General features: G+C 66.1%; 13 protein-coding genes and 1 pseudogene. 3 read left to right on the forward strand and 11 right to left on the reverse strand.

Annotated features, from left to right (window positions below):
• Positions 1–987, reverse strand: a 987-nt coding sequence (locus WA944_RS08045; protein ID WP_526368686.1) for an LLM class F420-dependent oxidoreductase, incomplete at its 3' end; no start/stop codon positions are given.
• Positions 988–1,081: 94 nt separating this feature from the next.
• Here WA944_RS08045 and WA944_RS08050 point away from each other — a divergent pair.
• Positions 1,082–1,507, forward strand: a complete 426-nt coding sequence (locus WA944_RS08050; protein WP_526368688.1) for a pyridoxamine 5'-phosphate oxidase family protein — start codon at positions 1,082–1,084, stop codon at positions 1,505–1,507.
• 18 nt (positions 1,508–1,525) lie between these two features.
• Here the strand turns inward: WA944_RS08050 and WA944_RS08055 are convergent, their stop codons facing one another.
• The 7 genes from WA944_RS08055 to WA944_RS08085 form a co-directional block, all read right to left on the reverse strand.
• Positions 1,526–3,010: a class I adenylate-forming enzyme family protein gene (locus tag WA944_RS08055; RefSeq protein WP_526368690.1), complete on the reverse strand. Its 1,485-nt coding sequence runs from the start codon at positions 3,008–3,010 to the stop codon at positions 1,526–1,528.
• A 38-nt stretch (positions 3,011–3,048) separates the two neighbouring features.
• The gene (locus WA944_RS08060) at positions 3,049–4,020 is read right to left on the reverse strand and encodes a GlxA family transcriptional regulator (RefSeq protein ID WP_526609513.1); all 972 of its coding nucleotides are present in this window, start codon (positions 4,018–4,020) and stop codon (positions 3,049–3,051) included.
• Positions 4,021–4,269: 249 nt separating this feature from the next.
• The gene (locus WA944_RS08065) at positions 4,270–5,538 is read right to left on the reverse strand and encodes a diguanylate cyclase (protein ID WP_526368694.1); all 1,269 of its coding nucleotides are present in this window, start codon (positions 5,536–5,538) and stop codon (positions 4,270–4,272) included.
• A 230-nt stretch (positions 5,539–5,768) separates the two neighbouring features.
• Positions 5,769–7,916 carry a 3-hydroxyacyl-CoA dehydrogenase NAD-binding domain-containing protein gene (locus WA944_RS08070; protein ID WP_526609509.1) on the reverse strand — a complete coding sequence of 716 codons (2,148 nt, stop codon included), beginning with the start codon at positions 7,914–7,916 and terminating at the stop codon, positions 5,769–5,771.
• Positions 7,917–7,927: 11 nt separating this feature from the next.
• A complete protein-coding gene (locus tag WA944_RS08075) occupies positions 7,928–9,139 on the reverse strand; it encodes an acetyl-CoA C-acetyltransferase (protein ID WP_526368894.1) in 1,212 nt (403 codons plus the stop codon).
• Positions 9,140–9,276: 137 nt separating this feature from the next.
• Entirely contained in the window at positions 9,277–10,383 is a 1,107-nt protein-coding gene (locus WA944_RS08080; protein WP_526368896.1) for an alkene reductase, read from the reverse strand.
• A 60-nt stretch (positions 10,384–10,443) separates the two neighbouring features.
• Complete coding sequence (locus WA944_RS08085) at positions 10,444–10,866, reverse strand: Rid family hydrolase (protein WP_526368898.1); 423 nt, start codon at positions 10,864–10,866, stop codon at positions 10,444–10,446.
• Between the two features lie 94 nt (positions 10,867–10,960).
• Between WA944_RS08085 and WA944_RS08090 the strand changes: the two genes are divergently transcribed.
• Together WA944_RS08090 and WA944_RS08095 are read left to right on the forward strand one after the other, a co-directional pair.
• Positions 10,961–11,452 carry a MarR family winged helix-turn-helix transcriptional regulator gene (locus WA944_RS08090; RefSeq protein ID WP_526368900.1) on the forward strand — a complete coding sequence of 164 codons (492 nt, stop codon included), beginning with the start codon at positions 10,961–10,963 and terminating at the stop codon, positions 11,450–11,452.
• Between the two features lie 47 nt (positions 11,453–11,499).
• A complete protein-coding gene (locus WA944_RS08095) occupies positions 11,500–12,672 on the forward strand; it encodes a pyridoxal phosphate-dependent aminotransferase (protein WP_526368902.1) in 1,173 nt (390 codons plus the stop codon).
• Positions 12,673–12,675: 3 nt separating this feature from the next.
• Here WA944_RS08095 and WA944_RS08100 read toward each other — a convergent pair whose 3' ends face one another.
• The 3 genes and pseudogenes from WA944_RS08100 to WA944_RS08110 form a co-directional block, all read right to left on the reverse strand.
• Positions 12,676–13,119 carry an SRPBCC family protein gene (locus tag WA944_RS08100; protein WP_526368904.1) on the reverse strand — a complete coding sequence of 148 codons (444 nt, stop codon included), beginning with the start codon at positions 13,117–13,119 and terminating at the stop codon, positions 12,676–12,678.
• A 59-nt stretch (positions 13,120–13,178) separates the two neighbouring features.
• The gene (locus WA944_RS08105) at positions 13,179–14,255 is read right to left on the reverse strand and encodes a CaiB/BaiF CoA transferase family protein (RefSeq protein WP_526368906.1); all 1,077 of its coding nucleotides are present in this window, start codon (positions 14,253–14,255) and stop codon (positions 13,179–13,181) included.
• Positions 14,252–14,377: pseudogene (locus tag WA944_RS08110) on the reverse strand (SRPBCC family protein); the annotation flags it as partial. The gene WA944_RS08105 and the pseudogene WA944_RS08110, both read right to left, overlap by 4 nt.

Here is a 14,377-nt window from a genome sequence, read left to right on the forward strand (position 1 = left end):
CAGCGCCGGGATGACCTCGCGTTCGAACAACTCGATGCCCGAACGGTCGTAGGCCGCCTCGGGGCAGTAGCAGATCACGTATTCACAGCCCAGGTCGCGGAGCTTCTGTAGTGCCTCGACGAGTTGCTCCGGGGTCCCGCTGCCGGACTGGGGTGTGCTCATCGATTTAAGCATCGCATCCGCGGCGGCGTCCCCGGTGAGTGCGCCGATCCGGGACCGCACCCGGGCGAGCCGATCCTTGACATCCGACTCGGTGGCGCCGGTGACGACGTTAACGTTTGCCGAACGGACGATCGCGCCGAAATCGGTTCCCACCGCCCGACAATGGTCGGCAAGCACCTCGGACTTGTGGGCGAACCCTTCCGGCTCCGACGTGAAGTTCGTGTACTGGGCGTACTTCGCGGCGATGCGCAGCGTGACCTTCTCCCCGCCGCCGGCGATCCACAGCGGGATACCGCCATCCTGGAGGGGCTTGGGCGCCACGATGGCACCGTCGACCTGATAGTGCTTGCCGTCGAACGTGACCATCCCGTCACGCCAGGCGTCGCGCATGATCTGCACGCCCTCGTCGAGTCGCGCCAGCCGGACCCCGGCCGAGGGAAACCCGTATCCATATGCGCGCCACTCGTGTTCGTACCAGCCACCGCCGATCCCCATCTGGACCCGGCCTCCGGAAATGATGTCGGCGGTCGCTGCGACTTTGGCGAGGTAGACAGGGTTGCGGTAGCTCATCGCCGTGCACATCTGACCCAACTTGACCCTCGACGTGGTGGCGGCGAACGCAGCCATCAGCGACCATGCCTCGTGGGTGGCCTCGTCCGTCGGCATCGGCACCGTGTGGAAGTGGTCGTACACCCACAGTGAGTCCCAGACGCCGCCCTCGTCGACGTGGGTGGCGAGATCCGACATCACCCGCCATTGGTCGCCGGGTTCGATTCCGACCAGGTCCAGCCGCCAACCCTGGGGGATGAAGAGTCCGAAGCGCATGCCGTCTGACTCTAGAGGTGGTTGCACAGTTCCGGGCTGTGGATTCCAGGGAGAACACCCGGAATCTGTCACACCCCGTCGGTAGCGTGCCCTCATGGCTCTTTCGAAGGATGAACGAGAACAGTTCCTCGCCGAACCGCATGTTGCGGCACTGTCTGTCCACGCCGGCACCGATCGCGGCCCGCTCACCGTGCCCATCTGGTACCAGTACGCACCCGGCGGTGCCCCGTGGTTCATCACCGGGAAAGGTTCACGCAAACACCGGTTGATCGAATCCAGCGGCTTCCTATCGCTGATGGTCGATCGCGTGGAGCCCACCGTGCGCTACGTCGCAGTGGACGGCCCCGTCCTGCGTATCGAACCCGGTACCGACGACCAACTCGTCGAGATGACCCGGCGCTACCTCGCACCCGAGCAGGTTGAACCCTACCTGGAGTTCGCGCGGCGAGAGCACGGCGAAAGCGTGGCAGTGTTTGTCAAAGCGGAACACTGGCTGTCGGCCGATCTCGGTGCGGTGTAGGAACTTCCGCAACCACCGTCACGCTTTTCCCGGGTAGAGCGCAGCGACATTCGGGAGGCTCACCTTCAGAGCGGGGTTTCGCGGCAACGCATCGACGACCGCAAAGGCGACCGGAACGTTGTACACCGGCAGCGATTGGCGCACCAACTCTTCGAGTTCGTCGGCCGAAGGTGGGTCGGTGCCTGGGGCCACCTCGACTGCGGCGAACGGCACCTGTCCAAGGCGAACATCGGGCACGCCGACCACGCAGGCGTCCCGGATATTGGGTTGCGTAATCAGGACCTTCCGCACCGTTTCGGGCAGCACCTTGAACCCACCGCGGTTGATCGCGCCGTCGGCCCGCCCGAACAAGGTCACGAAGCCGTCGGTGTCGAAGCTGGCGATATCGGTAGTGCGAATCCAGTCCTGGCCCAGCGGAGCCACTGTGGCCTCCAGCAAACCCTGCCGACCGGGAGCAAGCACGGAGCCGGTCTCCGGGTCGACGACCCGCAGTTCGGTGTCGGGCAGCGCACGCCCCACACTGTTGCGCTTGGTCTCACCGAATTCGCGAAGCATCTCCGGCGTCCATGCACACAGCGACCCGGCGAATTCAGTTGCCCCGTAGGCCAGCCAAATGGGAATGCCGTAGCGATGCTCGAACTCGCCACGTGTCTCCGGGTCCAGCGGTCCCGAGGCGCTGATCAGGAACTCCAGCGACGCGAGATCCTCTGTGGGCACGTCGGCGTCGAGCAGCATTCGAATCACCGCAGGCTGCACACCGCCACGTGTGATGCGGTGCTTCTTGATCGCCTCGACCCAGCCGTCCACGGTGAAGCGTTCGAGCATCGCGATCCGGCGTCCGTTGTAGATCCCGGCGATCAACTGGCATACGCCGATGCCGCCGAACTGCCAGTACGCGAACTCGGGAGGCGCAGCCGGTGACGCCGCTTCACCGCTGGTGACGCTGAACACCGTCCGTTCCAGCACAGAAGCCCCGAGCGCCTGCCTTTTCGGTGGCCCGGTCGTGCCGCTGGAGAGGATCTCGAGTGCCACACCGGGTTCGGACCGGGCATGATGGCGGGTACTGTCTCGATGCTCCGCCCCTTCGACCGGGGCGACGGCCGGCGCTTTCAGTGAGATCGCGATGCCTGCACTGCCCGTGCGCCTGGCGGCCGCGATGACCTCGCTGCTCCAGTCTTCGGGGTCGGCCACGACGGCCGACAGGGCGAGCTTCTCCACGTCGCGCCCGATCACCTCCGGCGACTGGAAGGAGTAGATCATCGAGACGGGACGGCCCGCGGCTAGGAATCCGATGATCGCCGCGGCGTGGTGCAGCCGGTTGCGGACCACCAGGCCGACCGGAGCGTCATCGGCGACACCGGCGCTGTCCAGCGCCGACGCGATCGCTTCGGCATAGGCGTCGATGTCAGCCCCGCTGTACCAACGTCCTTCGAACTCGATGCAAGGCCGGTCGCCGTAACTGGCAAGACCTGCCGCGAACTTTTCGGTAAAGCTTTCGGGCACCGACCCATTGTGGCGTGCCGACGGCGGGGTGAACAGCCTCAACCGGATTCGCCGGTGAAGCAACTCCGGTAATCGCTGGGCGTGGTGCGCATCTGGCGCACGAAGTGATACCGGTAGGTCACCGGCGACTCGAAACCGACGCGAGCCGCGATCTGCTCGACGGAGTACGAGGACGACTCGAGCAGCGTGAGGCTGGCCTGGATCCGTTGCTCGATCAGCCACTTGATCGGCGTCGTTCCGGTCGCTTTGGCGAATTGGCGCAGATAGCTGCGTCGCGACATCGCCGACTGGGCGGCAAGGTCGTCGAGCGTGATGGATGCGTCGAGGTGCTCGAGCGCCCAGGCCATCCCCGCAGCGATCCGCCCATCAGCGGCAGGCTCGGGAACCGGGTTCTCGATGTACTGGGCCTGTCCACCGGCACGGTGCGGTGAGATCACCAAGCGGCGGGCCACATCATTTGCGACCTGCGCCCCGTGGTCCGACCGCACGATGTGCAGACAGAGATCGAGGCCTGCAGCACAACCCGCACTGGTGAGGACCCGCCCGTTGTCGACATACAGCGGTGCCGGATCGATGTCGGCACCCGGGTAACGCTGCCGAAGCAGGTCGACGTAGATCCAGTGGGTGGTTGCGGTCCGGCCGTCGAGCACCCCAGCGGCGGCCAACGCGAAGGCACCCGAACAGATCGACACCAGTCGGGCCTGCCGGTCGTCGGCCGCCTTGATCGCGTCCACCAGTTCCGGCGACGTCGTTTGCGCGACATCTCGAACGCTGGGGATGACGACGGTGTCCGCGACGGCGAGGTCATCGAGCCCGTACGAGGTGCGCACCGTCGCGCCGCCGAGCAACCGGATCTCGGGGGTCTCGGAGCAGAGCTTCACCGAATACCCGGGCGCGGGGATACCCGCCGAGAACATCTCTGACAACTCGGCCATTCCGAAGATCTCCGCCGCCAGGCCGGACTCGAAACCCGACATCTCGTCGTAAGCGAGGATCGCAACGGTGTGCATGGCACTATCTTATCGAAGAGTGGCACCAGGGCCACTGTGCCCGCAACGGCTGCCCCGGCAGCATAGGGGCCATGTTGCACAAAGCACCCACTCGCTGGAAGCGACCCCGTCGTAAGCTGCTTACTCGCACCGTCATTCGCCTTGTGCGGGAATTCGCCGCCGGCGTGGACGCGGGGCACGCACTCGCACACGGCATCGCGCCGTCGCCGGATTCGGCAGCGCGAGTCAAGCGGTAGGCCGCCCGACGGCTCACGGCTCCGTGCTGAGCGCCCCGCCGCTGCGGCGCCGCGCCTTGTGCTGATACATGTTGGAATCCGCGATACGCAGGAGCCTCTCGACCTCAGCGGCCGGTCCGTGGCTGCTCCCGACGGAAGCGGCGAGCCAAACCGGCACGGCGGCAGCCTCATAGCGCCCGGCCATCGCCGCACCGAGGAGGGCGGCGAGCCGAGAGACGGCGGTTTCCGATTCCACTGAAGGCACCACGACGACGAATTCGTCGCCACCCAGTCGGTACACCGAGGCGGGTGCGGGCACGACCGCCGCCAACCGGGTCGCTGCTTCGACCAGGACCGCATCGCCTGCCATGTGCCCGTGCGCGTCGTTGACTTCTTTGAAGCCGTCGAGGTCGACGAAGATGATGCCGATCGAAGCCCCCAGCCCCGTGTCGCGGTGGTGCCGCACACACTCCTCCAAGGCGTGGCGGTTGTTGAGACCGGTGAGCGGATCTGTCACCGCCATCCTGGCGAGCTCCGCTTCGGCCCGCTTGCGGGCGGTGATGTCCTGGAACTGCGCGACGAGCACATCATCCGCGCCCTGGCCGTGCGGCACCAGCACGGCATTGCGTTGCATCCAGATCGTCGTCCCGTCCAGGCGCACGTACCGTCCTTCCGAGGAGACCTGTTCTCGATCGCGAACCAGCGCCACTCGGTCGGCCTCGGCCGCCGGCAGATATTCCGGATGAATGAACCGCCGAAAGTCGGACCCGACAAGGTCCTCCGCGGAACAGGCCAGAAGGTCACACAAGGCCGAGTTCACCTGCAGCGCAGTCCCGCTCGTATCGAATACACCGTTGCCGAACGGCGCGTTCGCGATGCTGATCTCGTACATCCGGACTGCTTCGTCGCGAGCACGTTCGGCCTCGACCCGTGCTGTGACGTCGGTGACCTGGACATAGAAGCCGCGTACGACACCGTCGACGACGTCGGGCAGATACGAAGCCTGCGTGTAGCGCGTCGCGCCCCGTTGGTCGATGAGCGTTCGCTCGAACAACTGCTCGCGGCCGGCGAGTGCATTCTGGATATAGGGCAGATTCAGGGCGTAGATGTCCTCGCCCAGCACGTCCCGGATGTGACGCCCCCGGATCTCCTCCGGAGTCATTCCGAAGTAGTCGACGTAACTCTGGTTGGCCACCACGTTGCGCTGGTCGCGATCCCAGTAGCCGATCAGCGCGGGCAACCGGTCGATCAGCAATCGAATCCGGCGCAACTCCTCGGACTGAGTCGACGTGGGACTATCCATGGCGCACAGCCGACGTCACGTGCGCGACACGGTGCGGCAGATGAAGCCTGCACACCGAGCGCGCTCCGAGTTGCATGGCCGTCTCCCCACCCTGACGATGATCCGCCCTTTCATGATCCTGCCGAATCAAGGTCGTGGGCGAGAGAGCACTTCGACCCTAGTTTGCGCGGCAACGCACCCAACGCACGGACCCCCGCGACAAAACGTCACGGGGGCTCATGCGGTGAGAATTACTTGGTCAGCGACTCCGGCGGGGTGAAACGGTCGCCGTACTTGGCGGCCAGCTCCTTGGCGCGCGCCACGAAGGCGTCCTTGCCCGTGCCCAGCGCACCCTGATATCCGACGATGAACTGCGCCGAACCACCGGTGTACGGGGGGAAGCCGATCCCCATGATGGACCCGATGTTGGCATCAGCGGTCGACGTGAGCACGCCCTCGTCGAGGCACTTCCGGGTCTCCAGCGCCTCCGCGAACAGCATGCGGTCGATCATGTCCTGCAGCGGGGGTGTCGACGATCCCGAGTGGAACGTCTCGCCCAGCCCCTCCCACAGTCCGGCACGCTTGCCGTCGACATATTCGTAGAACCCGGCACCCTTGAGCCGTGACGGCCGCCCGATTTCGATCATCTTGTTGACGACCGCCTCGGCCGGATGCGGCTCGTAGGTGCCGCCGGCATCCTCGACGCCCTTGCGGGTCGCGGTGGCGATCTTCTGCATCAGTTCGAGGTTGAGCTCGTCGGAGAGCTGCAGCGGCGGTGCCGGGTAGCCGGCCTGCGAACCCGCCTGCTCGATGCTGGCCGGAGCGACACCCTCGCCGAGCATCGCCAGCGCCTCGTTGACGAAGGTGCCGATCACCCGGCTGGTGAAGAATCCGCGGCTGTCGTTCACCACGATCGGTGTCTTGCCGATGGCCAGCGTGTAGTCGAACACCCTGGCCAGCGCCTCGTCGGAAGTCTTCTCGCCCTTGATTATCTCCACCAGCGGCATCTTGTCGACCGGCGAGAAGAAGTGGATGCCGATGAAGTCCTCCTGGCGCTTCACGCCGGTCGCCAGACCGGTGATCGGCAGCGTGGAGGTGTTCGAGCCGAGAACGGCGTTGGGCTCGACGATGTCCTCGATCTCCTGGAACACCTTGTGCTTGAGCTCAACCGACTCGAAGACAGCCTCGATGACGAAGTCGACGCCCTTGAGATCGGCGGCATCGGCCGTCGGCGTGATCCGGGCGAGCAGTTCCTTGGATTTCTCCTCGGTGGTCTTGCCCCGCTCGAGCGCCTTCGCCTCGATCTTCTCCGAGTAGTTCTTGCCCTTTTCGGCGGCTTCGATGCTGACGTCCTTGAGCACGACGTCGAAACCCGCCTTGGCCGAGACGTAGGCGATGCCTGCGCCCATCATGCCCGCACCCAGCACACCGACCTTCGTGATCGGCGTCTTGCCGATGCCGTCCGGACGCGAACCGCCGCCGTTGATGGTCTGCAGGTCCAGGAAGAACGCCTGGATCATGTTCTTGGCGGTCTGTCCGGTGACCAGCGTGGTGAAGTAGCGGCTCTCGATGCGGCTGGCAGTGTCGAAATCGACATGCGCGCCTTCGACGGCCGCGTCGAGAATGGCGCGCGGGGCCGGCATCGGCGCACCCTTGAGCTGCTTCTTGAGCAGCGCCGGGAACGAGGGAAGGATCGCGGCGAGTGCCGGGTGCGAGGGCGTGCCCCCGGGCATCCTGTAGCCCTTCTGGTCCCACGGCTGCGTGTGCGCCTCAGGATTGGCCTTGATCCATGCCTTGGCGGCGGGGATGAGCTCGTCGACGCTGCCGACCAGTTCGTCGACCAGACCGATCTCCTTGGCCTTGCCCGGCTTGAACCGGGTGCCCTGGCTAAGCACCTCCATGAACGCCTTCTGGATGCCGAACATCCGCACGGTGCGGGCGACGCCGCCACCACCGGGAAGCAGGCCCAGCGTCACTTCCGGCAGGCCGATGACCACGCCCTTGACGTCGGCGGCGATGCGGTGGTGACACGCCAGCGCGATCTCCAGACCGCCGCCGAGCGCGGCGCCGTTGATGGCGGCGACAACCGGCACACCGAGGGTCTCGAGCTTGCGCAAGTCGGCCTTGATGAACTCGACCTCAGCGAACGACTCGGCGGCGTTGTCGGGACCGACGTTCATCATGCCCTTGAGGTCACCGCCGGCGAAGAAGGTCTTCTTCGCGCTGGCGATCACCACGCCGGTGATCGAATCCTTCTCCTCGACGAGACGCTCGACGACCTTGTGCATCGACTCCTTGTAATGCTTGTTCATCACGTTGGCCGAACCCGTCGGGTCGTCCAACGTCAGCGTGACGATGCCATCGGCATCCTTGTCCCACTGGATGGTGTTCTCTGCCATGGTCATATCTCCTAGACGCGCTCGATGATGGTGGCCACGCCCATGCCGCCGCCGATGCACAGCGTGATCAGGGCACGTCGGGCGCCGCGGCGCTCGAGCTCGTCGACCATGGTTCCGGTGATCATGGCGCCGGTGGCGCCCAGCGGGTGCCCCATCGCGATGGCGCCACCGTTGACGTTGAGTTTCTCGTCGGGGATGTTGAGGTCTTTCTGGAACTTCAGCACCACCGAGGCGAACGCCTCGTTGAGTTCGAACAGATCGATGTCGTCGACCGTGAGCCCGGCTCGGTCGAGCACCTTGCGGGTCGCCGGAGTCGGACCGGTGAGCATGATGACCGGGTCGGCGCCGCTGGTGGCGGTGGCCACGATCCGGGCGCGCGGGGTCAGGTTTTGAGCACTTCCCGCACTCTCTGAACCGATCAGCACCAGTGCGGCGCCGTCGACAATGCCCGAGCTGTTGCCGCCGGTGTGGACGTGGTTGATCTTCTCTATCGAGTGGTACTTCTGGAGCGCCACGTCGTCGAAGCCACCCATCGCCCCGACACCGTCGAAGGCGGTCTTCAGCTTGCCGAGGCTTTCGATGGTGGTCCCGGGACGCATGTGCTCGTCGTGGTCGAGGACCACCAGACCGTTCTGGTCTTTCACCGGAATGACGGATTTGGCGAAGTACCCGCCCGACCAGGCCGCTGCGGCCCTGTCCTGCGAGCGCGCGGCGTAGGCGTCGACGTCGTCCCGGGAGAAGCCCTCGATGGTGGCGATCAGGTCGGCGCCGATGCCCTGGGGCACGAAACCGATGCGGTAGTTGGTTTCAGGGTCACTGGCCCATGCGCCGCCGTCGGAACCCATCGGAACGCGGCTCATCGACTCGACGCCACCGGCGATCACCAGGTCGTCCCAGCCGGAACGGATCTTCTGAGCACCCAGGTTGACGGCCTCCAGGCCGGAAGCGCAGAAGCGGTTGAGCTGGAATCCGCCGGTGGTCTCCGGCAGTCCGGCCACCAGACCGGCGGTGCGGGCGATGTCGCCGCCCTGGTCACCGACGGGCGAGACGCAGCCGAGGATGAGGTCGCTGATCATGTTCTCGTCGAGGTCGGGGTAGCGCGACCGCATTTCTTCGATCAGGCCGACCACCAGGTTGACGGGCTTGATCTCGTTCAACGAGCCGTTCCGCTGCTTGCCGCGGGGGGTGCGGATGGCCTCATAGATAAAGGCTTCTTCGGACATCGGTGTCCCACTCCTATTGACGTTGGTGTGCGGGCCCCATGTAGTGGGTCCGCGGGAGGACAGTCCTCTGGACCGCAGCCTAGCAGCTTCACCCAACCCGTTGGTTGGGAGGGTTTGCTGCGCAGGCTCCCGCCGAGTCAGGCGGAGAGTTGCTCCGCCTGGGCGAGTGTGGGGTAGTCGATGTAGCCGGCAGGCCCGGGCGCGTAGAACGTCGCGACGTCGGGCTCGTTCAGCTCAGCGCCCAGGACCAGCCGCTCGATCAGGTCCGGGTTGGCCAGGAACCCGCGGCCGACGGCGGCGGCGGCGCTGATCACGCCCCACTCGGCCAGCTGTTCCAACGCGGCGAAGTCGGAGTGGACCTCACGCGGGGTGTTGAGCACCACCGCGCCCTCCCACTGGGTGCGCAACGCGGCGAACGCGGGTTGCGAGGGCTCGATCAGCATGTGCAGGTATGCGATGCCGAGAGGGGCGATCCGGCACAGCAGTGCCTCGTACGCGCTGACCTGGTCGACTTCGCGCATGTCGCCGGCACCGTTTCCGGGCGAGATGCGCAGTGCGACACGTTCCGGACCGATCTCGGCCGCGACGGCCTCGACCACTTCGGCGGTGAACCGGGCACGGTTGCGGGCCGAGCCGCCGTAGCCGTCGGTGCGCTGGTTGACAACGTCGGACATGAACTCGTGCAGCAGATATCCGTTGGCGGAATGGATCTCGACGCCGTCCATGCCGGCATCGATGGCCCGGCGCGCAGCCGAGCGGAACTGCCCGACGATCGAACCGATCTCGCTTTCTGTCAACGCTCGGGGTACCGGCAGGGGTTGCTTGCCCACCGGGGTGTGGGCCGACAGGTCGGCAGCGATGGGCGACGGGCCCACCGTGTCGAAACCGCTGATGTCGGGATGCGCCATGCGGCCGACGTGCCACAGCTGGACGAACATCTTGCCGCCGGCGGCATGCACCGCGGAAGCGATCTCGGCCCATTTGTCCTGATGCCGATCGGTGTAGATACCCGGTGTGTTCATGTAGGCGCCATTGGCCTGTTCACAGACAGCCGTTGCCTCGCTGATGATCAGGCCCGCCGAAGCCCGCTGCGCATAGTAGACGGCGGCCAACTCGGAGGGGGTCGCGTCGGCATCGGCGCGGGTTCTGGTCAACGGTGCCATGAAGATTCGATTCGACATGTGTGCGCCTCCCAACGTGACGGGCTGCAGCAGGGCGGAGTGTTCACCGAGAGCGAAGGTCATGCCTGCAGTCAGCGCGCGTGACCGCGGATTCATTCCCTCAGGCGAGTTCGTGGCCCACTCTCACGCGCCCTGCCCGACGATCGCGCTGACCTTGATCTCGACCCGCATCTTCGGCGCGCCCAGCGCTGCGACTCCGATCTGCGTCCAAATCGGGGCCCGGTCCCCCATCCGCTTGCGGAACTGCTCGACCATCACCCGGGTGTGCGCATCGCCGATCTCGTCGTCTTCGACCGGTACGTGGTACGAGTCCACCGTCACCACATCCCGCCAGGTGGCCCCCGCGGCGGCCAACACGCGCTCGACGTTGTCGAAGGCCCGCACGATCTCGTCGTCGAGCACGTCGGGAAACCGGACGTCGTCGTCCCAGCCCCCCTGCCCGGGAATCTCCACCCGGTCTCCGATCCGCAGCGCCTGGTTGTAATGCAGCTTCTCTCGGGCCATCTCGCCAAAGCCTTGGGTGATGAAGAACTCGATCTCAGGCATTTCCGATTCCCTTGGTATTTACTTCATGCGTGAAGTCAAACTAACACGCAATGACTTCACGCGTAAAGTGACGGTTTCGGGATAGGCTGCCGGGATGGCTCGAGCCAAGAAGCGGGACCCGGCCCCACCAGAAGATTCGCTGTGGCTGACCGCGACGGAGAAAGAGGCTTGGACGGGACTGATCTCCCTCATCCTGCTGCTGCCCGGCCGGCTCGAGGCGCCGCTGCGCAAGGTCGACCTGACGTTGTTCGAATACCTGACGTTGAGCCACATTTCAGAGGCCGAGGACCGCCGGATCCGGATGAGCGAGCTGGCGTACCTGACCAACGGGTCACTGTCGCGGTTGTCGAACGTGGTCAAACGTTTTGAACAGCGCGGCTGGGTGGTGCGCTTCCCCGACCCCACCGACGGGCGTTACACCATCGCCGCGCTCACCGATGTGGGGTATCGCCTCGTCGTTGATGCTGCACCGATCCACGTGCATGCCGTCCGAGATTTTGTGCTCGACCCACTCAGCGCCACCGATCAGCAAGCGCTCGCCCGCATCGCGGCCAAGCTGAGAATCAGGCCCTCGGACCTGACGTAGCCGGTCGTCGAACTCCCCAGCGGGGGCACCGCTAGGCTGCGAACCTGATGACGGTTCACAGGCTGGCGCCCTACGCGGTGACGATCTTCGCCGAGATGTCGGCGCTGGCGGCACGCATCGGAGCCGTCAACCTGGGGCAGGGTTTCCCTGACGAGGACGGTCCGCCGGCGATGCTCGCGGCCTCGCAGCACGCGATCGCCGAGGGCGTGAACCAATACCCGCCCGGCCTGGGCATCCCCGCGCTCCGACAGGCCATCGCCGATCAGCGCCGTCGCCGCTACGGCACCGAGTACGACCCGGACACCGAGGTCCTGGTGACCGTCGGCGCCACCGAGGCGATCGCCGCGTCGGTGCTGGGGCTCGTCGAGCCAGGTTCCGAGGTGCTACTGATCGAACCGTTCTACGACTCCTACTCCCCGGTGATCGCGATGGCCGGCTGCCACCGCCGCGCGGTGCCGATGCGGCCCGCCGGCCGGGGCTTCGCCCTCGACATCGACGCCCTGCGCGCCGCCGTGACCGCGAAGACCAAGGCGATCATCGTCAACTCACCCCACAACCCGACCGGCATGGTCGCCTCCGACGACGAATTGCGGGCGCTGGCCGAACTGGCCGTGTCCGCCGATCTGCTGGTGATCGCCGACGAGGTCTACGAGCACCTCGTCTTCGACGGCAGACGTCATCTCCCACTGGCCGAATACCCGGGCATGGCCGAGCGCACCATCACCATCTCCAGCGCGGCCAAGATGTTCAACGTCACCGGTTGGAAGATCGGATGGGCCTGCGGGCCTGCCGAACTCATCGCCGGGGTGCGGGCAGCCAAGCAGTACCTCAGCTATGTCGGTGGTGCCCCATTCCAGCCCGCGGTGGCTCAGGCGCTGGCCACCGAGGACGCATGGGTGGACGCGCTGCGCGATTCGTTGCAGTCGCGCCGCGACAGGCTCGGGGATGCGCTGGCGGACATCGGTTTCGATGTCCACGACAGCGTCGGGACGTACTTCCTGTGTGCCGATCCACGGCCGCTCGGATACGACAACAGCACCGCGTTCTGCGCGGAACTACCGGAGCGGGTCGGGGTGGCCGCCATCCCGATGTCGGCGTTCTGTGACCCCGCCGCCGAACACGCAGATCAGTGGAATCACCTGGTGCGCTTCGCCTTCTGCAAACGCGACGACACTCTCGACGAGGCGATCCGGCGGTTGCAGTCGCTGCGGCGCGGATGAGTGTTACGGGGCCGTCGACCGCATCACGCGCTCGCGGAGGTTCTCCAGCGCCACGTCGAGAACCATCTGCCTGGCCCGCCTGACCAGGAAATTCGGGTATGGCGCAGCCAGATCGAGAATCAGGTCGAACCGCACCCGGGTCTTGTCCTCGCCGACCGGCACCAGGTTGTACTCGCCGTGCTGTCCCCGTTGCTTGAACGTCTGCGCCGCATCCCAGACGACCCAGTCATCGCCCCAGTGGTACTCGAGGATCTCCCGGTCGGAGATGCCCATGATCTTGACCGTGGCCCGGACATGATGGGGACGCCCGTAGGGGTAGCGGTCGAGGACCTCGGCGTCCTTGTGCAGCGACGACCACGAGGCCACCGCGTCGATGTCGGCCAAGGCATCCAGAATCGCCGCAGTCGGCGCCTCGATCACGACTTCGCTGGAAGCGCGTACCGCCATACTGGCAAAGCGTAGTCAGGCGATCGGCCTTGCGCAGAGGTTTCCGCAGCTAACCCCGGTCACCACCCGATCCGGTCGATGGGGGTCGCCCCACGCGGTGGCGCGGCCGCCGGGTCCGGCGGGGTACGTGAGAACCGTGGTGCCGGCGCGGCCTGGTCGACGCCGTTGCGGGTGACGATGCTCTCGCGGGCCCGAAGGTGTTCGCTGTGTGCCGCTTCGGTCCAGGTGAGGACCGGGGTGACACACGCATCGGTCCCGGCGAAGATCTCGGTCCACGCGTCGCGGGTCTTGGTGGCGAACCGTTCGGCGAACAGCTTCTGCATGTCGGGGAAGGCCGAGCGATGCATCTGGGCGGGCAGGGATTCGGCCGACAGACCGAGGCCGGTGAGAAGCCGCGCATAGAACTGCGGTTCGATCGCGCCGACGGCCATGTACCTGCCGTCGGCGGTTTCGTAGGTGCGGTAGAACGGTGCACTGCCGTCGAGCAGGAACGACTCCCGCTCGTCCTTGAGCGTCCCGGTCGCCTTCATCGTCCACGCCATCTGGGCCAGCACGCTGACCCCGTCGACCATGGCCGCGTCGATCACTTGTCCCTTGCCGGATTGCTCGCGTTCGTACAGCGCGGCGACGATGCCCACCAATGCCAACATCGACCCGCCTCCGAAGTCGGCGACCAGGTTCAGCGGCGCCACCGGCGGCCTGTCGCGGTAGCCGATAGCCGCCAACACCCCCGTCTGTGACAGGTAGTTGATGTCGTGACCCGCGGACATCGCCAGCGGGCCGTGTTGCCCCCACCCGGTGATCCGGGCGAAGACCAACCTCGGGTTGACGGCCTCGCAGTCCCGCGGCCCGATGCCGAGCCGCTCACAGGTACCCGGCCGGAAGCCGTCGATCAACACGTCGGCTCTGGCCACCAGCGCGAGCAACGCCTGACGGTCCGCCTTCAGGTCCAGGTCGATCACCCGCTTACCGCGATGCATCAGGTCGACGTCCTCGGCCGGCATCTGAAGGCCGCCGGGACGGCGCACCCGGACCACGTCGGCGCCCAGATCGGCCAGGATCATCGCGGCGTGCGGGCCCGGGCCGATCCCGCCCAGTTCGACGACCCTGACCCCGGCGAGGGGCCCTCCGCTCACCCCTTGATGACCTTGAGCACCTGCTTGCGCAGACCCTCGGTGGCGGTCTCGACGCCGCCCTTCATCGTGCGCTTGAGGATGAAGCCGGGCATCGGCACCGACAGATCGATCGCGATGTCGAA

Source organism: Mycobacterium sp. (genome assembly GCF_049683355.1).
Lineage (GTDB): Bacteria > Actinomycetota > Actinomycetes > Mycobacteriales > Mycobacteriaceae > Mycobacterium.

Coding starts and splice junctions, on each gene's coding strand:
- WA944_RS08085 (WP_526368898.1), bottom strand. CDS start 10,866: ATGCCTGAGATCGAGTTCTTCATCACCCAAGGCTTTGGCGAGATGGCC.
- WA944_RS08080 (WP_526368896.1), bottom strand. CDS start 10,383: ATGACCTTCGCTCTCGGTGAACACTCCGCCCTGCTGCAGCCCGTCACG.
- WA944_RS08070 (WP_526609509.1), bottom strand. CDS start 7,916: ATGGCAGAGAACACCATCCAGTGGGACAAGGATGCCGATGGCATCGTC.
- WA944_RS08100 (WP_526368904.1), bottom strand. CDS start 13,119: ATGGCGGTACGCGCTTCCAGCGAAGTCGTGATCGAGGCGCCGACTGCG.
- WA944_RS08060 (WP_526609513.1), bottom strand. CDS start 4,020: ATGCACACCGTTGCGATCCTCGCTTACGACGAGATGTCGGGTTTCGAG.
- WA944_RS08050 (WP_526368688.1), top strand. CDS start 1,082: ATGGCTCTTTCGAAGGATGAACGAGAACAGTTCCTCGCCGAACCGCAT.
- WA944_RS08095 (WP_526368902.1), top strand. CDS start 11,500: ATGACGGTTCACAGGCTGGCGCCCTACGCGGTGACGATCTTCGCCGAG.
- WA944_RS08065 (WP_526368694.1), bottom strand. CDS start 5,538: ATGGATAGTCCCACGTCGACTCAGTCCGAGGAGTTGCGCCGGATTCGA.
- WA944_RS08075 (WP_526368894.1), bottom strand. CDS start 9,139: ATGTCCGAAGAAGCCTTTATCTATGAGGCCATCCGCACCCCCCGCGGC.
- WA944_RS08090 (WP_526368900.1), top strand. CDS start 10,961: ATGGCTCGAGCCAAGAAGCGGGACCCGGCCCCACCAGAAGATTCGCTG.